Here is an 18,771-nt window from a genome sequence, read left to right as displayed (position 1 = left end):
CTTCCCGATTAAAATTAGATTAAACTTCGATTTTACGATAGGGAAAGATTCTACTTAAACAAACGGGTGCGATAAAGAAGACTTCTCTACCTGGAGAACAAACTGAACGTACTTTTTCTCTATTTGCAGCTGTACATGCTTGGCACACAAAAAAAATGGCGATTCCCAAATTAAGGAATCACCTTTTTTTGATTTTAGTTCAGGTAAAGTCAATTTGGAAAATGAAAATCCCAAAAATGAGATCCATTTTTTTATTAGTATCAATAACCCCAGAAACTAGCTCCAATAATGACTAAGAGGATAAACAATACGATAAGTAAGGCGAAACCCCCGCCAGCGTATCCTCCAACTGCTCCTGACATAAAATCACCTCCTTTTTAGGAGGTGTTACAATGAGTGGTAATACATATTATGCTTCACATAATAGATGACACAATGTAGTTTGGTTTTATAAGTCATGAGTTATAAAAGGATTGGAATTGAACTAACGAAGCGGTTTAGTGGAAGAAGTAGAAAAAAATAAATAGTTATTAGGGGCAGAATTATGGAAAAACGTAACAAATGGTGAATGGGATTTTAAAAAAAATAACAGTTTTTATAATTCAAACACATTTATGAATAGATGTAACTTATATTTCTATTTGATAACAACAAGGAGTTTTTTACATAAATAATATTTATTATTTTACTTTTCAGAAAATATATAATAAAATCCAGAACTACAATGAGAAATTACATTTAATAAAGATATATACATTTTCATTGCACGAATATCATTAAATTGCACAACCTTTTGAATACGATTAAATGCATCTTCTTTTTCATATCCGCAATTTTCTAAGTATTTATTAAAAATAGTAACGACCCAAGTTTCATTATCTTGATAATAAGAAATTAAGACATCTTCCTTATCTAATGGAGAAAATATTATTTGATTTGCAGCATTATCCTTTAATTCATCAACAACAAATTCTGGGTCATTATCTTTCAATTGATTTTCTACATAATATAAAATATCTTTTTTAATCATTAACGGAACCTGATATAAACTATCCATACTTGCCTCAAACATTTCTATCGAAAATTCCATATAGGTTCCCGATTGTGGTTTTGCTGAAAATAAATTTTTTATTGCTTTAAAAATAGACATTATTTATCACAACCTTTTAATTTAAATTACTTGATTATATCACTTTTTATATAATATAAAACAAAAAAGGATTTACATTATGGTGATAGATATAAAGATGAAAAAACGCTTGGTTTATCCAAGCGTTTTTGTATATGATTTAGTGTAATAATATTTATGTGTTTTAGTATGAAATCCTATCTGTAATTTCACATTTTACACTAGCAGCTTGCGTTATCCTTTTATATTTGTTTATTTTTTATTTATTTATTCATTTAAGTACGCCCAAGCATATTGCGCATAGAGTTCGGCGCCTGTTTTTAGGGCATCTTCGTCGATGTTGAATTTGCCGTGGTGGTGGGCCCATTCTGTGTCTTTTTCTGGGTTGCCGCTGCCGACGAGGGCAAAGCTGCCTGGTGCCTTTGTGAGATATTCGCTGAAGTCTTCCCCGCCCATCGTTGGTTTTTCGTGATAAATCGCATCTTTACCAAATGATTCAGATGCAACTTTTTGCACCAGGTTTGCACTGTATTCATCGTTAATGACCGCTTGCGTTCCATGGATGTATTCTACCTTAGCAGTGGCTCCGTATATTGCAGCCACCTGATCAGCGTAATGCTGTAGTTGTGTCTCAATATGATCTCTAGTTTCTGGGTGGAAACAGCGAACGGTTCCTTCTATCACTGCATTTTCCGCTATGACATTGAACCTAGTGCCAACAACCATTTTTCCAATAGTTAGAACAGCTGGATGCTGTGCGTCGATGGTTCGGGATACTACAGTTTGCACATTCATAACAAAGGATGAAGCCACGACTGCCGCATCAATACATGCATGAGGCATAGCCCCGTGGCCGCCCCTTCCTTTAAACGTGACTTTAAATAAATCTGCTGAAGCAAAAGACGGTCCCGGTGGACAAGAAACCTTGTTTGTCGGCATTTGTGACCAAATGTGGATACCAAAGACGTTATCCACGCCTTCCATGGCACCTTGTTTCACCAATGCCTTCGCACCTTCTGCTACTTCTTCCGCCGGCTGGAACAATAACCGTACATTACCCGGCAGTTCTTCTTTTATTTCATTTAGGGCTTTGGCTGCAATCATGAGCATTGAAGTGTGTGCGTCATGTCCGCACGCATGCATTTTACCTTCTTCTTTGGACGCATATGGTAAATCCTTGTTCAGTTCCTCAACCTGTAAGGCATCCATGTCGCCTCTTAATGCAACGGTTTTCCCCGGCTTTCCACCTTGAATTTCGGCAATAACACCGGTTGGTTCTGTTTTACGATAAGAGATTCCTAGTCTATCCAGATAGTCGCAGACAAACTGCGTGGTTTTGAATTCCTCCCATGATACTTCCGGTTCACTATGAAGCTGTCTGCGTAATTGTGTTAGTTCTTCACTATAGGTTTGAATCGCTTCTTTTATTTTTGTATGAATCATATCTTATTCCGCCTCCGTTAACGTTTTCGCAGCTTCAAATAGAATTTGGACTGCATTTGCAATATGACGTGAATCCGACCATTCTTCCGGACAATGACTTAATCCGTCTTTACTTGGAATAAACAGCATCCCTACATCGGTAAAATCAGAAAAGACCATTGCATCATGACCTGCACCACTGTTTATCGGACAGTTCTGAATCTCAAGCTCATTCGTCGTTTTCTTTAGCAAAGAGACAATTTCCTTGTTCATCTCTTTTGGCTGAATATATAATAGCTGCTCAACACTTATTTCCATTCCGTTGCTACTATATGAAACTGCTAATTCTTTCACTTTCTCGATAACATTCAGAACACGCTCTTCCTTCCCTGAGCGAATATCCACCGTAAACACTGTTTTATCGGGGATTACATTCGCTCCATTCGGAAACACATTCAACCGGCCTGTTGTGACAACCGTACCTTCCCCCTCTGAGCCCGCAAGCTCTGGGAATTGCGCAATCATCTTCGCAGCAGTAACTAACGCATCTGCCCTCCGGTCCATTGGAGTCGTGCCGGCATGTCCTGCTTGCCCCTTAACAGTTACTTCTAATTGAGTCAAACCGACAATCGCTTCCACCACACCAATTGGGATACCTTTTTCTTCAAGGATCGGTCCTTGTTCAATATGCAATTCTAGGTATGCCTTCATCGTTTTTGGATCTCTTTTTTTCGGAAGCGAAGGATCGAGTCCAATACTCTTCATGGCATCGACAGCATGTATTCCATCTTTATCTATTAAAGCATTAAAACCTTCCTCATCTAATAATCCGACGATTCCCCGTGAACCCATCAGTCCGCCGCCAAATCTAGAACCTTCTTCTTCGACTAAGGCAATCACTTCTAAAGGATATTTCGGTGTTAAACCTTTCTCAGCAAACAGTGCTGCTACTTCAAGGCCTGCCACTACACCTGCCGGCCCATCATAGGAGCCGCCATTCGGCACCGAGTCGAAGTGTGAACCGATAAGAACACTTGGAGCATCCTTCAACGTTCCTTCCATCTTTCCAAAAATATTGCCAAATCCATCTTCCCTGACTTGTAAACCGTATTCTTTCATTTTTGCTTTCAGATACTGACGTGCCTTCGAATCCTCATGGCTGTATGTAAGCCGGGTAGTACCTTTACCCGGCGTGGCGGTAAAGGTACTTAAAGTATCAATATGACTTTCAACCTTGGCCTGTATTGCTGCTAGATTACGATCAGTTTTTGCGTTCATTCTATTACACAACCTTTCTTACAAGAAACCTACAAAGATACCTGCTAAAATAACCGACACCATCGTAACGGTGATGAATCCGCCGACAAGCATAGGAGGCAGCATATGGCTCGTTAGCATGTCTCTCTCTTTTTCATCCTCTGTTAGGGATTTAATGACTTCGTTTGTGATAATGTAATCGGCTGGAAATCCATATAAAGCTGTTAGTGAAACAGCAAACGCCATTTCTTTACTTACCTTTAATAGTTTCCCGGCGATGAACGAGAAGATATACATTCCGATTACACCCAGTACAATAACACCTACAAGTGGATAAATGATTTCAAGCATCATACTTGGCGTAGCCTGCTTTAAACCATCAAAGATGAAGAGCATAAGCGCCATGATGGCAAAGCCGAAACCATTTGCTTTTTGTAAAACCTGCTTTTCAAGAAACCCAATACTTGTTGCGATAACCCCGAACAGTAAACATAGAACAAACGGGGAGATAGAAACGATTGGTGCTAATAATGTTGATGTTAGATAGGCAAGGTATGCAACTAATGATAACCTTAAAAACTTAAAAAAGTCTGTGTTGTATTTCTCTGGCATATTTTTAAACAACTTTAGCTCTGGCTTTGTAACTGCTGTCGAAGCTGCAACCTCTGCTGCTGCCGCTTCTTGTGCTTTCATAGCCAGCTTCCCGCCTCGATATTGCTGAAGAAGTCTCTTTCCTTCTTTCTTCAAAACGATAGAGGTAAGCGGATATCCTGCAAATCCCTGCATGACATAAATAACGATGGCAAATACCGATAATGTGGCTAGACCAGCTTCTTTCGCACCCTCTGACATGATCAACGCCGATACGACACCACCAACTAATGGAGGGATGGCAACAACGATGGTTTCAAATCCGAAGAGCAAGGTTCCAACCCCAAATAGAAGTGCGATAATTCCTACAATACCTGAAAGCGCAATGATGATTGTTTTCCACTGATTCTTTAATTCCTGTAGGGAAAGCAACGTTCCCATATTCGTAATGAGTAAGTACATCATCATCGTGGCTACCACTGGCGGTACTCCTGCCAACGCTACGATGTCCTGCGGAAAGAATGTCCAATATCCTAGAAGGAACAGAACAGCACAAACGAAAATGGACGGTACCCAGGCCTTTGTTCGAACGGCAACTAAATCTCCGATAAATAGAATAAGTAATAGAATAACTAAAGCTAACATTTGTGACATAAGGTGTCTTCCCCTCTTGGATGAATTTGGTATTATTTCGTAAATCGAAATATTTGTTATTACTAGAATAATAATATAATTATACTTTTCAGTCAATTTAAATTATTAAAATTTTTCTTGCAACCGATTTCATTACCTTTCCATTAGGATTATGTAAAATTTCCTATATTGAAATAAGGAATATTGTTATACTAGAAACTTAGTTTGACACAAGAATACAGCCAGCGAGAAAGACAAAAACTTTTTACACCATTAGAAAAAGGCACCTTCATGTTGAAGGTACCTCGCTTATAAATTATTGAGGAATGTACGAATAACATCCGCTCCCCCAATAAAGGTTCCAAATGAACCTCCAATGTTAGTAAGGATGATGACTAAAAGAACCCGTGTAAATTTATTTCGCCAAAAGCCTTTGAGTGAGAAAACATCCTCTGATAATGTTTCAAAGTCTGCTACACTTGGACGTTTGATATACGCTTGGACAATACCCGAAACCCAGCCGGCTGCCAATAACGGATGTAAGGTGGTAATCGGCGCTGCCAGGAAGGCCGATAATATCGCGAGCGGGTGCCCCAATGCAACTGCAGCACCAATCGCCGCCGTGATACCGGTCCAAAGGATCCAGCTAATTGCTTGGTCCATACCAGCCGCAGGATTCATGAAAAAGGTAAACGCAATTATGGCCACAATCAGCAATGGAATTGCCCAGCCGATGATTTGCGGTGTTTTAGATTTTGGTTTTGTTTTGGTTAAAGCATGCAAGTCCTGTTCCTTATGAATTTCTCTCGTGATACCAGGAACGTGGGCCGCTCCGAGTACAGCAACAACCTTTTTACCAGGTGCTTCCTTTATCTTTTGAGCTAAGTATTGATCACGCTCATCAATTAATGGTTTCTTTAACTTAGGAAATGCTTCCGAAATTTCAGCAAGCGAAGCATTCAAGGTATCCTGCGTTTTCATTTTCTCAAGCTCTTCTTCTGAAATTGATTCTTTATTGAAAATGCTATAGAAAATAGAAGTTAACAGCTGCCCTTTTCCCCAGATCCCAACATTACTCCAAATCCTCGAAAAAGTAATTTGAATATTTCGGTCTGCTAGTACAAGCTCCGCACCAATTTCCTTTGCCGATTCAATTCCTTGAATCATTTCCTGTCCCGGTTTCGTATCAAATTGCTTAGCCAAACGATTCTGGAAGGACGAGATTGCGAGATTCATGATGAGTAATGTCGCTTTTTTTTCTTTTATCACCTTAAAGATATCTGTTTCTCGCCACTTATTGCCTTCCATAATGGATTTATATCGCTGTTCATCCAATTCGATACAAACAGAATCAGGCTGTTCCCGATCAATAACTTCCTTAACCTGTTCTACACTTTGCTTGGAAACATGAGCGGTACCAATTAATATGATTTCTTTGCCATCCAAATCAATTCGGGTTATATTTTCTTCCGTCATAATCTACTTCCTTCATAAAAATATACTTATTCACAGAAATGTCTCTATCCTTATAATGAAGGACAGCCACCAGAATTTCAACAGAAAGAAAGAATGATGGTGCACAGATTCAAATATAAATTATAATTTATTAAACAATGTTATTTTTCGAGGTGAACCTTATTCAACAGTTACATTTGTTGCAGGAAGTAATCGATTATATTGAAGAACATATTAAGGGTGACATTAACCCTGAAGATCTAGCACAAAAGGCGGGATATTCCCCTTATCATTTTTATCGAGTGTTTCAAAAGCATACAGGTTACACCTTGATGGACTATGTCGTAAAAAGAAAGCTCCAGTATGCATTACATGAATTGGTCCATGGAAAAAAAATCATCCAAATTGCAATGGATTATGGATTTGAAACACATGCCGGCTTTACCAAAGCGTTTAAAAAATGCTTTGGCAGTCCTCCTCGATTGTATAAGATTCATTGTCCCAAATCGCTGCCGCAAAAATTGGATTTAATGAGTATTCATCAAAAACAGACAGGCGGAATCGTGATGCAGCCAATGATTGTGAAGATGCCCTCCTTCACGGTTGCAGGTAAAACCTTTGAAATTAACATGGGAAATGTAGCTTATACAAGAGAGGCGCCCGCGATTTGGGATCAAGAAGGGCTGGCAGACGGTTCTATCGAAAGATTGCTCTATTCGTCGCTTGCCCCAAACAAACATGGGGAGTACTGTATAAATTTAAGTTCTGCAAACGTTGAAGATACATTTATCTATTTGTTCGCAGTAGATTTAGACAATGATACTTCGCTTCCAGATGGCCTGACACCATTAGATATACCAGCAGCTACTTATGCTGTGTTCAGAACCCCTCTGGTAGAAGTGGAGAAGTTTGCCTCCGCGATCAAAGGAACATGGAAGTATATTTTAGAGGACTGGTTCCCACATTCCTCCTATGAAGTGGATGAAGGTGCCTATGACTTTGAATACTATGATGAACATTGCCACTACTGGGACCACGACAGAGTATATATGGAAATTTGTATTCCCATTAAAGAGCGAGGGTGAGTCTCCTCACGGATTCCGTTCCCCTCTTTTGCCAAACGTGTACTTGCGCCACTTTTGCGGTGCTTTTTCATTATAAAAATAGTAGCCCAGCTCATAGGAACCAGGCTAAACAGTAAATTTCGAACATTATTCTTTCTTACATTTCACCATGAGAAAATTTATGGAAGGTTTATTTTTCATTTCTTTATTTGGCTCATCCATTTCAGAAACCTCTACCAGTCCATACTTTCCAAATTCTTGCTTTATGGAGTCGGAATCATAAAAGAACATTTTTATGCCTTCCATAATCTCGTAATAGTCTTTATCCAATTGTCTGCCCTTCCCAAACATCGGGGCTTTTTGTGAAACAGTTGTAAAAATCATATATCCATTTGGCTTTAACTGATTATAGCAATCCATAATAAACTTTTCTCTTTCATGTTTATTTAACAAGTGAATCAGTGCATGAGAAAAAATGCCGTCGTAGAGTTTAGAATCAAAAGGCATGTCCATTACAGAACCATGAAATATAGGCATATTAATCCCATTCTTCCTTGCTAAATCAATCGCAGTTTTTGAAATCTCAATACCCGTAACATTGATTCCATTGTCAATAAAGACCTTTGCATTTCTTCCATATCCGATTCCTGGTACAAGTATGTCCGTAACATTCTTTTCAAGAAAAAATTCATTTGTTAAGATGGCAGAGTCTGTTGGTTCGAATCCCCACATCGTTTGTTTTTCTATAAAGCTTGATTCCCAGAACTCCATTCTTTGCCTCCTAGCCATTTTATAAGAAGAGGAATCTTTACGATTCCTCCCCTCTCGTTTTTCTCATCATTCGGCTATATAAGAATAGTACAGGCGTCAAAATAATTCCACTCACCAGAATCGCTATTTTAATCGTAAAGGTTGAAGCGATCACGCCAATTACCGGACCGCCGCCAATTTGTCCGATTGCATCCACCTGGCCTTTGACTGAAAAAAAGGTAGCTCGTGTAGAAGAATCTGGGATGATTTTATTCAGCCAGACACTCTCCAAAGGATACATAACGCTTCTTGAAATTTGGATGATGATATAAAAAGCGATCAACCCTACAGCGAATGTGGTAAAAGCAAAACCCATTAAGGAACATATAATTAGAATGCTCCCTATAAAAAGGGCCGTGTATATATGGCTTAGACGCTGGTGGATAGAACTATTATCAATAAAATGGAGCGCAGCAAATGTTAAAAAGACGACAATGAATTCAACCCCGCCCATCAGCAAAACTAACTGACTGTCCGACAGATTTGCTAGACCAGATTGTTCTAGAAAGTGGGATAGCCACAATCGATCGAAGCCCTCACTATAAAAACCAAAAAACAACGCAATCAGAAAGAGTATTCTCATTAGATAATTTAGTCGAGAATAATATAGAATTTGGCTCATATTTCCCTTTATGTTCTTCCAAACGGAAACTTGCTCCACCTTTTCAGCAGGTTTAAAATTTTCTTCTTTCATAAAGAAAACTAAAAGGATCGAAAGCAAGACTAACCCTATACCACCTAAAACAATTGGCAGATTGAGCAAATAATACCCTGCCAGCATACTTAATGGAATCGCAAGGACTTTTCCGAGATTGCCTGCCTTGGCACCTTTGACAAATGCTGAAGAAGCACGTTCTTCCCCAATCTCATCAGCAATCCATGCTTGATGGGCCCCACTCGTAAAGGTATAGCCAATCCCCCAAATAATTTGTGCTAAAATCACTGCCGTAAAAAACGGAAACATGCCCTCGATAATAAACCCGATTCCAATTAGGAAAAAGCCAATTATGACAGAAAGCTTTCTGCTTTTTAAATCGGACAGAATTCCAGTAGGAATTTCAAAAATAAAAACAGTCGCCTCCAATACCGTCCCCACTAACACGAGCTGCAATGCATCAAGTTGAACCATTTCCACTTGATATAACAAGTTAACTGTAAAAATAATAGTAAAAAACAATTGTGATACGAAACAAGTATAAATATATACCTGATACGGATCCTTCTTCTTTAACAGATTCATTTTCCTTCCCCCTCACCTTCATCATAAAGGGAGGACGGAATTATTTCTTTTCCTAAATTGCGATAATCTGTACAAAATGATTTATTTTTCTTTTTTCCTATCAACTTCACTTATCGGTACGCCGCCTGCTTTTATTCCCATCGATTCTCGAATCTTTATCAAGTCAGCAATTTGTGAACTATTTAATTCATTCATCTTTTTCAAAATATTAGTAGAGTACATAAGGATAGCAGCGTAATGTTCGAGCGATTCCATCCGGAAGTATGCCTCCATCAGGTCTCTTCCCCATGTAAGGGCTCCGTGATTAGCCAAGAGAACGGCATTATGTGTCTTGCAGTAAGGTGCAATGGAATCGGGAACTTCTTGTGTTCCTGGTAATGCATACGGTGCCACTGGGACATTCCCTAACAGGACAATTGCCTCTGGCAGTACTGGTTGATCCAAACTTATTCCTGCAACTGCAAAAGAAGTGGCTACTTGCGGGTGAGCATGGACCACACCATGGACTTCAGAATTTTCATTGTAAACCCTCAGGTGCATTTTCACCTCAGAAGAATGCTTTAATTTTCCGGATAGAACATTCCCAGAAAGGTCCATTTTCACCATCATGTCTGGAGTCATAAACCCTTTGCTTACCCCTGTTGGTGTCGTCAATATTTCATTGTTACCCACTTTCACGGAGATATTTCCATCATTCGCAGCTACATAACTTCTGTTATACATTCTTCTGCCGATTTCGCAGATCATTTCTCTTGCTTCGAAATCGGAATCGTATTGTTTGTTATCCTGCATAAGTATTGAACTCCTTTTACAGCAACTTTAATCATCCATTAACAATAATCTTATTTTATGTGTTCAGCAGTAAATTTGTATGTAACCTTTTTCTGTTTTTTATGATAAACTATGAACTTTTTAAAAACAAAAATCCGGCCCAATTAATGAGCCGGATTTCTTAAGACTGTTTTAATTCTAACCTTCGCGCAACTAGTGACAAAGCATAATTAACGATAAAGTACATCAACGCCACTATTACAAAAACAGGTATCACATACGATCCCTTTTGCGCGTAAATTATTTGTCCGTTGTGCAATAAATCCGGCAACGCGATGACGACCGCTAATGATGTATCTTTTAGCAGAGAAATAAATTGACTGACAATAGGCGGAACCATTCTTCTCAGTGCTTGGGGCATGATGATATAGCGTAATGTCTGGATGTAGTTCAGACCAGACGCACGTCCTGCTTCAATCTGTCCTTTTTCAATCGAGTTTAAGCCACTTCTGATGATTTCAGACAGCATCGCTGATTCAAAAACGGTCAATGCTGCGATGGCCGCAGTGGTTATTTCCATTTCAATCCCAATTTCAGGCAATGCAAAATAGGTGAAGAAAATGATGAGCAGCAAAGGAAGGTTACGAATCGTCTCGACAATCACGGCTAGTAATTGAGAAACAACGGGAATCCGCGCATATCTGAGAGTTCCAATTAGACCTCCAATAATGAAGCTGAGCACGATTGAAATTGCAGCAACCTTGAGAGTTACCCCAAATCCTTCCAGCAAAAATTTAAAATGTTCAGGTGTATATACTTCAATGAACGGTGCTAGAAAATCCATCTGCGCACCTCCTTAATTACTTCTAGCCAAGCGTTTTTCTAAATATCCTACGCCAAGACTTAAAGGTATAGTTAAAATTAAATAAAATAAGGCAACGAAAACATATGTATCAAAGGTTACGTACGTTTTTGCAGATATTAAATCCCCCTGATACATTAAATCCCCTCCAGCAACGACCGCTAACAAGGATGAATTTTTAACTAAATTGATAAATTGGTTGCCAAGAGGGGGGATAACGATCTTTATAGCCTGAGGGAGTATAACCATTCTCATTGCCTGGCCGTAAGTTAATCCTGTCGAGCGGGCAGCTTCCATTTGCCCTCTTGGTACAGACATAATTCCGGCACGGATTGCTTCAGCGATGAATGCGGCTGTATAGATGGTCAACCCGATTGTTCCTGCAGTCATCCCGCCAAAATTACCAGCCAAATAAGCGAAAAACACAATAACCAGTACAGGTATATTACGAATAAATTCAACATATGCCGTACCCAGCCAGTTAAGAGGTTTAAACGGAGCAATTCGCATAACAGCAAGAAGTGTTCCCAAAATAAAACTTCCTAATAAAGCTATTAAACTGGCAATTATGGTTACTTTTAATCCTTCTAAAAATGAATCCATATTAGTCGTTAGTATCGAGAAATCCAGCAAACGATCTCCTCCTAAATAATCAGGATGGGCCGCTCCGAAAAGATTGAATACGGATTACAGCCCATCCCGATGAGAAACCTGGTATTAATAATTAATTTTTAATCCATTTATCTTTAATCTCATCGTACTTTCCTGAATCCTTCAGGCTTTTCAATGCTTTATTCAACTCATCAACAAGCTCTGTATTACCTTTTTTTACAGCTATCCCGTATGGCTCTTCAGTAAACGTTCCTCCGACCAATTCAAATGACGGATCTTCTTCTGCCATACCATAAAGGATCGAATCATCTGTAGTCAGGGCATCACCCTTACCTGCCTTTAGTGCTGTAAAGGCTTCAGCATAGTTTTCGAATTCAAGTACTGTTGTTTCAGGAGCTTTCTCACGAATATTGATAGAAGATGTCGAGCCTTTAACAGCAAGAACTTTTGTGTCTTTTTTTAAGTCATCAATGCCCTGAATCTTACTGCCCTTTTTTACAAGCAATGATTGCCCAGCATCAAAATAAACATCAGTAAAATCAACTTCCTTTTTGCGTTCTTCCGTGATTGTCATCGTAGCGACAACCGCATCAACCTTACCATTATTTAAGAGACCTACCCTTGTTTTCGAAGTAACCTCAACGAACTCAGGCTTAACTTCCTTGCCAAACATTTCTTCTGCCAGCGCTTTGGAAAGATCGATATCGAACCCTTCCACTTCACCTGTTGATGGATTTTTCAATCCAAACAAACGCGTATCATGTTTTACGCCAAATACAACTTTTTTGTCTTCCTTGATCTGGGCTAGTACATCCTTGCTGCTACCAGTAGAAGTCTTGTCCCCGCCGCAACCGGCAAGAAATATGGCAGCCATTGCAGATACTAACGCCATTTTTACGAATTTTTTTGTTTTGAACATTCCTTTTTACCCCCTATTAATGATTTAATATACGGCTGAGAAATAAGCGAGCTCGTTCTTCACGAGGATTCTCATAAAATTCAGCCGGAACTGCATCTTCTAAAATTCTTCCTGCATCAATAAATACGATTCGGTCGGCCACCTCTCTAGCAAAGCCCATTTCGTGGGTTACTACGACCATTGTCATGCCTTCCCTAGCTAGGGTTTTCATTACATCCAGAACCTCCCCGATCATTTCGGGATCAAGTGCAGAGGTGGGTTCATCGAAAAGCATAATTTCTGGTTTCATTGCAAGACCACGGGCAATTGCTACACGCTGCTGCTGGCCTCCGGATAGCTGAGAAGGATAAGATTCAGCCTTATCCAATATCCCTACTTTTTCTAGATAATGCCGGGCTGTTTCTTTAGCCTCTTTTTCGGATTGGCCCAATACTTTCATAGGAGCCAGAGTAATATTTTCAAGCACGGTTTTATGGGGATATAAATAAAAATGTTGAAAAACCATTCCAATATTGCGTCTTAGCTTATTGATATCTGTTTTTTTATCCCCAACTGATATCCCATTTACCGTAAGTGTTCCGTCAGTGATTGTTTCCAGGTGATTGATACAGCGCAGCAGAGTACTTTTCCCTGAACCGGATGGACCTATTACTACAACTACTTCACCTTGATTGATTGTAAGATTAATATCTTTTAAGACTTGAAAATCTCCATAAAACTTATTTACCTTATTAAATACAATCATGCTTGACCTCCTTATTACAAACCTATCAATTATCGAGTTTCCACTTTTGAAAATTTTCAGAATTAAGTAAATTATAGTCATGCTTTGTCGAAACTGTCAAATAGTGACAAATTACCTGTTTTTTCATAGTCTTTTAATACTATCTTTTATAGCGGAATTAAAAAGAAACCTCGCCAAGATATGTACTGCACCTCCATTGTTAGACTCAAAACTAACAATGGAGGTGCAGTTTTTTATATGGCTAAATTCACATTTGATGACAAGTTATGGGCAGTGAACGAATTCGAAAAAGGGAGTTTATCATATCGAGATATGGCAGAGTGGGTTAATAAAATGAATGAAGTATGTAAGAGAACGTGTCTTGGTATTCCCTGCATAATCGCATCAAATTCATAAAAACATTTACTAACTGACGCACGTCAGATAAAATACTTAATATCAAGAAGGATATACATCGTACCTGAGGTGAATTTATGACTGGTCAAATCCATACGGCTTCAAAAGTAAAATTATGGACCCGCTCTTTTATTTTTATTATGATTGCAAACGGCTTGCTGTTTATGGCGTTTGAAATGCTGCTTCCGACCTTGCCGCTATTTGTTTCAAGCATTGGCGGAGAGGCTTCTCAAATTGGCCTGGTCACAGGGATTTTCACCGTTTCGGCTATTCTTATCCGCCCATTTGCAGGGATACTCACAACAAAATTCAACAAGAAACTCCTGCTAATGATTGGAATGGCCATTTGTGCACTTTCAACCGGTTTATACTACCTGTCGTCAGATATTTGGATTCTAATTTTTATCCGTTTGATTCATGGGATTGGATTCGGTCTTGCAACGATCTATATTACAACAATTGCAGCTGAAAACATGCCTAAGGAGCGAATGGGCGAGGCGATGGGTTATTTTGGTGTTGGGGAGACGGTAGCAATTTCTCTCGGACCGGTATTAGGCATCAGTGTGTTACATTGGTTCGATTTTAATGGGATGTTTTGGAGTGCTATGGCGATTTCACTTTTAGCGATCTTATTCGCTGGTTTTACTTCTAGAAAATCCGAGTTTAGTAATGACAATGAGCCTGAAACCGTCCCCTTCTCAAAATTCAAGTGGGTAGAAAAACGAGTTCTGCTCCCTTCTATTCTTATCTTGATGACGGGAATCGCTGCTGGCGGTGTCATGTCTTTTACGACTTTATACGCAGTAGAGAAAGGATTTCACCTAATTGCCTGGTTTTTCTTTATATCAGCTGCAAGTGGTTTATTGGTACGGGTTATATCCGGTAAGATGTTTGACCGTTATGGAGCTGGGGTTGTGGTGATCCCTTTTGGAGTCATTACGATTGCTGGATTTATTGTACTCATTGCAGCACAGAATGATCTCCAGTTTCTACTAGCTGGATTCTTATATGGCTCTGGAATAGGAGCTATTTTTCCAGCACTTATGACGTGGTGCTTAAACTTGGTTGAGGTATATGAACGTGAAAATGCAATGGCATCCTTTTTTAACTTTTTCGATTTTGGTTTAGGAGGAGGTGCTATTATTCTTGGTATCGTGGCAGAAGCATTTTCATACCAGGCCGTATATTACATAGCGATAGTAGCTTATTTACTGTTTCTACTTATCTATTTCATATCAGCAAGTAAAAAAAGAGGTATTATTCAAAAAAGCAATGATAAAGTTTCAACTTTTCATTAACGGAGGACAAATGAGCAAACCAGAAATAAAAAAAATAGCAATCAAGCATTTTAACCAGTTTGGATATGATGGAACGAAAATGGCTCAAATCGCTGAAGAGGCCGGAATTCGTAAGCAATCACTCTCCTATCACTATCCTACAAAAAAGGATTTACTCATTGAAGTTTATAAAGAAGTAATCGAAGAAGAGCAAGCTTTTGTTCGTTATTATTTTGAAAAACATAAAGAGGAAGCATTAGAAACACTGTTGTACGGTTTTTTAACAGAACACAAAAATCGTTTTTTAACGGAACCCAATGTCACACTTATGTATTCTTTGTCATTCATTACTCCTTTAGATGTACATGATTTCGTACTCTCTCAATTCCGCCTGTATCTAGCAACATTAAAAGAGGTAATTAGTTCGTGCTTTACCAAACATCCTTGTAGATTAAGCCCTGAAGAATGTACGATTGCTTTTATTACGATACTAGATGGCCTCGATATCCAGTTAGTATATGAAACACGCCAAGCTTATGAGAGAGTTCAAAGGATTACTTTTGATATTTTTTGGAAAGGTATTCTATAAAGGGAGCCGAAAGTGCAACCCAATTTGTACTGTGTTTTGTATCTGTTTTTGCAATAAAAGAAATGGCTAAGTTCACTATACTAAGCCATTTCTTTTTTTGATTTCTATTTGCTTGTTTGAGTAATGCACCCGCTCGTGAAACAAGAACTACTTCATAAGTTTAATAATTTCATCCAACAACTTCTTCAATAATGGAACTTCCCTCAGTATTTTCGGCATCAAGCCATCTCCATTTTTCATAAAGTCTAATTCTTCCGTCTGGCAAGATTTTAGGAATAGAAACACATTTTCCACCTCTAATTTCATTCTTATTATTCACGTGGTTGTATCTGAACTCTAGGGAACAATCATCCTGGACTACTCCAATTAAAGTACCTTGTATAATTTCTCCGCCACTATATGTCGCTGAGATTATATGTCCCTTTTGTTTATATTTAAATAAAGTTTGCGAAGAAACCTCTCCATTTTCTGTATTTTCGATGGATACAAAATTACGTCCATTATAATTTATCATTACTCGCTTCTCCTTTACCTACCAATATATTAATCATTATTTCTTAATCTAGCCTGCTTTTATTAGTTAAATATTCTAAATACTAATGTTGGCATAATATTTGAATTGGTTGAAATTTATCTTTTATCCTAATTGGATATTTTCACATAATGTTTAAGATTTGAGCAAATATTGATACACATAGACTTACAAAGAAGGTTATAAGCCAATTTATTTTTTTGGTTGTCTTTAAAAGTATATTTAGTAATGAACCAATAGCCATACAAACTAAAAAAGCGACTAAAATCATAATAAATTCCAAAAAAACCCCTCCTAACACTTACATTTTACCACAAATAACCATATTCCTTATTGTCGTATGGAATATTTAAAGCTCCCAAACTTCTTTTAATAAACGAATTCCTATATCAATTTCCGTTTCTGATAAACCTCCGAAGCCTAGTATGACTCCAGGACTTAAGCTTTCTTTTGCACAGTGATAATATATCGATATTGGATATACCTTGACACCAACATTCAATGCCTTGCTAATTAACTCATCTTCCTTCATACTGTTTTTCACTTCCAAAACAATATGAAGTCCCGAATTTCCACCCACAACAATTGCATTTTCCCCAAAATAATTTTGAATAGATACCATTAAGGTACTGTGCTTTTTACGATAAAGAGTTCTCATTTTATTTAAATGGCTTTGCCAATGTCCATCATTCATAAAGCGATAAAGAGTATCCTGGTGAAGGCGAGAAACGGTCTGCTTATAAACAGTAAAGCTCTCCTGATATTTTTTAATCAACGAGGATGGTAAAACCATATAACTTATACGAATAGACGGAATCAATGACTTGGAAAATGTCCCTAAATAGACAACATTTCCTTTTGTATCTAACCCCTGTAAGGAAGGAATCGGCTTCCCTTTAAAACGATATTCACCGTCATAGTCATCTTCAATAATATAACCGTTCTTGCCTTCTGCCCATTTTAACAATTCCATTCTTCGTGAAATTGGCATTATCATTCCATAAGGGAACTGATGAGATGGTGTAACATAAACAACACTGGCAGCACTATTTTTTAATTGATTTATATTAATTCCATCTTCATCAAGAGGTGTTGAAATCGTATGGACTCCTAGATCTTGTAAAGTAGTCCTCGTTCTATGGAGACCAGGATTCTCAAGTGCATAGATATGGTCTTTACCAATTAACAGAGATAATAATCCAATAAGTACCTGAGTACCTGCACCAATGATGATTTGATTGGCAGAGCACCTTACACCTCTAGATGCAAATAGATATTTTGCAATTTGTTCTCGAAGTAACAACTCCCCTTGCGGATTTCCATTATAAAATAATTCGCCCTTATCTTGGTATAAAGATTGAATGGTTAATTTTCGCCATATGGAATATGGAAAGTGTTCTAAATCTACCTTACCTGAATTGAAATCATATTTAATATTTACTTTCAATTCCTCATTCTCTGGCTCACATTTTTGAGAAAATATTTGGTTAGAGGGAATTTCTTCATTAAAAGTTGAAACAAATATTCCTTTACGGGGTTTACTTTCTACATATCCTTCTGCACATAACTGTTCATAGGCTGACTGAATTGTATTTAAGCTTAAATTAAGGTAACGAGATAAATTTCGCTTTGAAGGTAATTTTTCATTTGGTTTTATTCTTCCTGATAAAATTTCTTGTTTAATGTAATTGGCTAGCTGGACATACAGTGGACTATTACTTCTACTATCCAAAACGGGGGTTATTTCAATCATTATTCCACTCCCATTGTCTGACTGGTACCATTAAATTTATCGTATCTGGTACTTTCGATTATACCAGGTTGTGATTTAATAATAATTAAACAACTCTTCAAGGAGATGAAGAAAAATGGTTTTAATTAAGGAATTGAAAAATGAGACGGAATGGAAGGCAGCATTTGTTGTGATGAAGCAATTGAGATCTCATTTGGATGAGGTAAATTATCTTCAATTAGTTCAAGAAGCAATCCAAAAGGAAGGTTATAAATTGGTTGCTTTGTATGATAATGAAAAAATGGTAGCAGTAACAGGCTTTATGCCTATGATTACTTTATACAATGGAAGGTCCATTTGGGTTTGTGATTTAGTTACAGATTCAGATAGTCGTTCGAAAGGGTATGGAGAAGCACTTCTAAATTATGTACAAAAGTGGTCAAAGGAAAATGGCTATGATATTGTCTCACTATCATCAGGTTTACAAAGAGTAGATGCTCATCGTTTTTATGAAAATAAGATGGAATATGACAAGGTTAGCTATGTTTTTTTAAAAAGAGTTTAAATCAGAATTATGGTAAAAAAAGGACCAACTGAAGCTCTTTTTTTCATATAGTTCATAAAAGTGTTAACTTTGTTAAACCTTTTTGTTCAACTCACCTGCCCGTGAACATAAGAACAGACGTGTGCCAATTCACATGTCAGTTCTTATGTTCATATTAAGAAGGCAGCCGA

19 protein-coding genes are annotated in these 18,771 nt (G+C 38.0%); 4 read left to right on the top strand and 15 right to left on the bottom strand.

What is annotated here, in order from left to right; all coding sequences use genetic code 11:
* Window positions 1–260 precede the first annotated feature (260 nt).
* The 6 genes from AC2TFD_RS03465 to AC2TFD_RS03440 all read right to left on the bottom strand — a co-directional run bounded on the left by AC2TFD_RS03465 (window position 261) and on the right by AC2TFD_RS03440 (window position 6,508).
* Window positions 261–362, bottom strand: a complete 102-nt coding sequence (locus tag AC2TFD_RS03465) for a YjcZ family sporulation protein (protein ID WP_335516717.1) — start codon at window positions 360–362, stop codon at window positions 261–263.
* A gap of 323 nt (window positions 363–685) precedes the next feature.
* On the bottom strand, window positions 686–1,150 hold the full coding sequence (locus AC2TFD_RS03460; protein ID WP_335567386.1) for a hypothetical protein: 465 nt from the start codon (window positions 1,148–1,150) through the stop codon (window positions 686–688).
* 246 nt (window positions 1,151–1,396) lie between these two features.
* Window positions 1,397–2,572 (bottom strand): amidohydrolase, encoded by a 1,176-nt coding sequence (locus tag AC2TFD_RS03455; protein ID WP_335512636.1) that lies wholly within the window; start codon window positions 2,570–2,572, stop codon window positions 1,397–1,399.
* A gap of 3 nt (window positions 2,573–2,575) precedes the next feature.
* A complete protein-coding gene (locus AC2TFD_RS03450) occupies window positions 2,576–3,829 on the bottom strand; it encodes an allantoate amidohydrolase (RefSeq protein ID WP_484674976.1) in 1,254 nt (417 codons plus the stop codon).
* Window positions 3,830–3,847: 18 nt separating this feature from the next.
* Entirely contained in the window at window positions 3,848–5,053 is a 1,206-nt protein-coding gene (locus AC2TFD_RS03445; protein ID WP_484674975.1) for a hypothetical protein, read from the bottom strand.
* A 288-nt stretch (window positions 5,054–5,341) separates the two neighbouring features.
* Window positions 5,342–6,508: a TraB/GumN family protein gene (locus AC2TFD_RS03440; RefSeq protein ID WP_484674974.1), complete on the bottom strand. Its 1,167-nt coding sequence runs from the start codon at window positions 6,506–6,508 to the stop codon at window positions 5,342–5,344.
* Between the two features lie 179 nt (window positions 6,509–6,687).
* Here AC2TFD_RS03440 and AC2TFD_RS03435 point away from each other — a divergent pair, with 179 nt between their 5' ends.
* Complete coding sequence (locus AC2TFD_RS03435) at window positions 6,688–7,572, top strand: AraC family transcriptional regulator (RefSeq protein ID WP_484674973.1); 885 nt, start codon at window positions 6,688–6,690, stop codon at window positions 7,570–7,572.
* Between the two features lie 126 nt (window positions 7,573–7,698).
* Here the strand turns inward: AC2TFD_RS03435 and AC2TFD_RS03430 are convergent, their stop codons facing one another.
* The 7 genes from AC2TFD_RS03430 to AC2TFD_RS03400 form a co-directional block, all read right to left on the bottom strand.
* The gene (locus tag AC2TFD_RS03430; protein WP_335567384.1) at window positions 7,699–8,322 is read right to left on the bottom strand and encodes a class I SAM-dependent methyltransferase; all 624 of its coding nucleotides are present in this window, start codon (window positions 8,320–8,322) and stop codon (window positions 7,699–7,701) included.
* Between the two features lie 37 nt (window positions 8,323–8,359).
* Window positions 8,360–9,601, bottom strand: coding sequence for an MFS transporter (locus AC2TFD_RS03425; RefSeq protein ID WP_335512649.1), 1,242 nt, complete (start codon window positions 9,599–9,601; stop codon window positions 8,360–8,362).
* 81 nt (window positions 9,602–9,682) lie between these two features.
* On the bottom strand, window positions 9,683–10,393 hold the full coding sequence (locus AC2TFD_RS03420) for a class II aldolase/adducin family protein (protein WP_335512651.1): 711 nt from the start codon (window positions 10,391–10,393) through the stop codon (window positions 9,683–9,685).
* A 160-nt stretch (window positions 10,394–10,553) separates the two neighbouring features.
* Window positions 10,554–11,216: an amino acid ABC transporter permease gene (locus AC2TFD_RS03415; RefSeq protein ID WP_335512653.1), complete on the bottom strand. Its 663-nt coding sequence runs from the start codon at window positions 11,214–11,216 to the stop codon at window positions 10,554–10,556.
* A gap of 12 nt (window positions 11,217–11,228) precedes the next feature.
* Complete coding sequence (locus AC2TFD_RS03410) at window positions 11,229–11,867, bottom strand: amino acid ABC transporter permease (RefSeq protein WP_335512655.1); 639 nt, start codon at window positions 11,865–11,867, stop codon at window positions 11,229–11,231.
* Between the two features lie 91 nt (window positions 11,868–11,958).
* Entirely contained in the window at window positions 11,959–12,765 is an 807-nt protein-coding gene (locus AC2TFD_RS03405) for a transporter substrate-binding domain-containing protein (protein ID WP_335512658.1), read from the bottom strand.
* A 16-nt stretch (window positions 12,766–12,781) separates the two neighbouring features.
* Complete coding sequence (locus tag AC2TFD_RS03400) at window positions 12,782–13,510, bottom strand: amino acid ABC transporter ATP-binding protein (RefSeq protein ID WP_335512661.1); 729 nt, start codon at window positions 13,508–13,510, stop codon at window positions 12,782–12,784.
* Between the two features lie 473 nt (window positions 13,511–13,983).
* Here AC2TFD_RS03400 and AC2TFD_RS03395 point away from each other — a divergent pair, with 473 nt between their 5' ends.
* Together AC2TFD_RS03395 and AC2TFD_RS03390 are read left to right on the top strand one after the other, a co-directional pair.
* Window positions 13,984–15,204, top strand: coding sequence for an MFS transporter (locus AC2TFD_RS03395; protein WP_335512663.1), 1,221 nt, complete (start codon window positions 13,984–13,986; stop codon window positions 15,202–15,204).
* Between the two features lie 10 nt (window positions 15,205–15,214).
* Complete coding sequence (locus AC2TFD_RS03390) at window positions 15,215–15,772, top strand: TetR/AcrR family transcriptional regulator (RefSeq protein ID WP_335512665.1); 558 nt, start codon at window positions 15,215–15,217, stop codon at window positions 15,770–15,772.
* 169 nt (window positions 15,773–15,941) lie between these two features.
* On the opposite strand, the gene AC2TFD_RS03385 is transcribed toward AC2TFD_RS03390, so the two are convergent.
* Window positions 15,942–16,286, bottom strand: coding sequence for an avidin-fold protein (locus tag AC2TFD_RS03385; protein WP_335512667.1), 345 nt, complete (start codon window positions 16,284–16,286; stop codon window positions 15,942–15,944).
* Between the two features lie 367 nt (window positions 16,287–16,653).
* Window positions 16,654–18,057, bottom strand: coding sequence for a MocR-like pyridoxine biosynthesis transcription factor PdxR (gene pdxR, locus AC2TFD_RS03380; RefSeq protein ID WP_335512669.1), 1,404 nt, complete (start codon window positions 18,055–18,057; stop codon window positions 16,654–16,656).
* 115 nt (window positions 18,058–18,172) lie between these two features.
* On the opposite strand from pdxR, the gene AC2TFD_RS03375 reads away from it, so the two are divergent.
* Window positions 18,173–18,601, top strand: a complete 429-nt coding sequence (locus AC2TFD_RS03375) for a GNAT family N-acetyltransferase (protein ID WP_335512670.1) — start codon at window positions 18,173–18,175, stop codon at window positions 18,599–18,601.
* Window positions 18,602–18,771 lie beyond the last annotated feature (170 nt).

The organism is Neobacillus sp. plas4 (assembly GCF_057221695.1).
Note: the sequence above shows the minus strand (reverse complement) of the source record. Positions and strands in the feature narration are given on the sequence as shown.

Bases quoted from the DNA above. Each gene is read 5' to 3' on its own strand.
- AC2TFD_RS03415 (WP_335512653.1), bottom strand. From the start codon at position 11,216: ATGGATTTTCTAGCACCGTTCATTGAAGTATATACACCTGAACATTTT.
- AC2TFD_RS03425 (WP_335512649.1), bottom strand. From the start codon at position 9,601: ATGAATCTGTTAAAGAAGAAGGATCCGTATCAGGTATATATTTATACT.
- AC2TFD_RS03455 (WP_335512636.1), bottom strand. From the start codon at position 2,572: ATGATTCATACAAAAATAAAAGAAGCGATTCAAACCTATAGTGAAGAA.
- AC2TFD_RS03430 (WP_335567384.1), bottom strand. From the start codon at position 8,322: ATGGAGTTCTGGGAATCAAGCTTTATAGAAAAACAAACGATGTGGGGA.
- AC2TFD_RS03375 (WP_335512670.1), top strand. From the start codon at position 18,173: ATGGTTTTAATTAAGGAATTGAAAAATGAGACGGAATGGAAGGCAGCA.
- AC2TFD_RS03450 (WP_484674976.1), bottom strand. From the start codon at position 3,829: ATGAACGCAAAAACTGATCGTAATCTAGCAGCAATACAGGCCAAGGTT.
- AC2TFD_RS03405 (WP_335512658.1), bottom strand. From the start codon at position 12,765: ATGTTCAAAACAAAAAAATTCGTAAAAATGGCGTTAGTATCTGCAATG.
- AC2TFD_RS03460 (WP_335567386.1), bottom strand. From the start codon at position 1,150: ATGTCTATTTTTAAAGCAATAAAAAATTTATTTTCAGCAAAACCACAA.
- AC2TFD_RS03445 (WP_484674975.1), bottom strand. From the start codon at position 5,053: ATGTCACAAATGTTAGCTTTAGTTATTCTATTACTTATTCTATTTATC.
- AC2TFD_RS03465 (WP_335516717.1), bottom strand. From the start codon at position 362: ATGTCAGGAGCAGTTGGAGGATACGCTGGCGGGGGTTTCGCCTTACTT.
- AC2TFD_RS03395 (WP_335512663.1), top strand. From the start codon at position 13,984: ATGACTGGTCAAATCCATACGGCTTCAAAAGTAAAATTATGGACCCGC.
- pdxR (WP_335512669.1), bottom strand. From the start codon at position 18,057: ATGATTGAAATAACCCCCGTTTTGGATAGTAGAAGTAATAGTCCACTG.
- AC2TFD_RS03385 (WP_335512667.1), bottom strand. From the start codon at position 16,286: ATGATAAATTATAATGGACGTAATTTTGTATCCATCGAAAATACAGAA.
- AC2TFD_RS03420 (WP_335512651.1), bottom strand. From the start codon at position 10,393: ATGCAGGATAACAAACAATACGATTCCGATTTCGAAGCAAGAGAAATG.
- AC2TFD_RS03400 (WP_335512661.1), bottom strand. From the start codon at position 13,510: ATGATTGTATTTAATAAGGTAAATAAGTTTTATGGAGATTTTCAAGTC.
- AC2TFD_RS03440 (WP_484674974.1), bottom strand. From the start codon at position 6,508: ATGACGGAAGAAAATATAACCCGAATTGATTTGGATGGCAAAGAAATC.
- AC2TFD_RS03390 (WP_335512665.1), top strand. From the start codon at position 15,215: ATGAGCAAACCAGAAATAAAAAAAATAGCAATCAAGCATTTTAACCAG.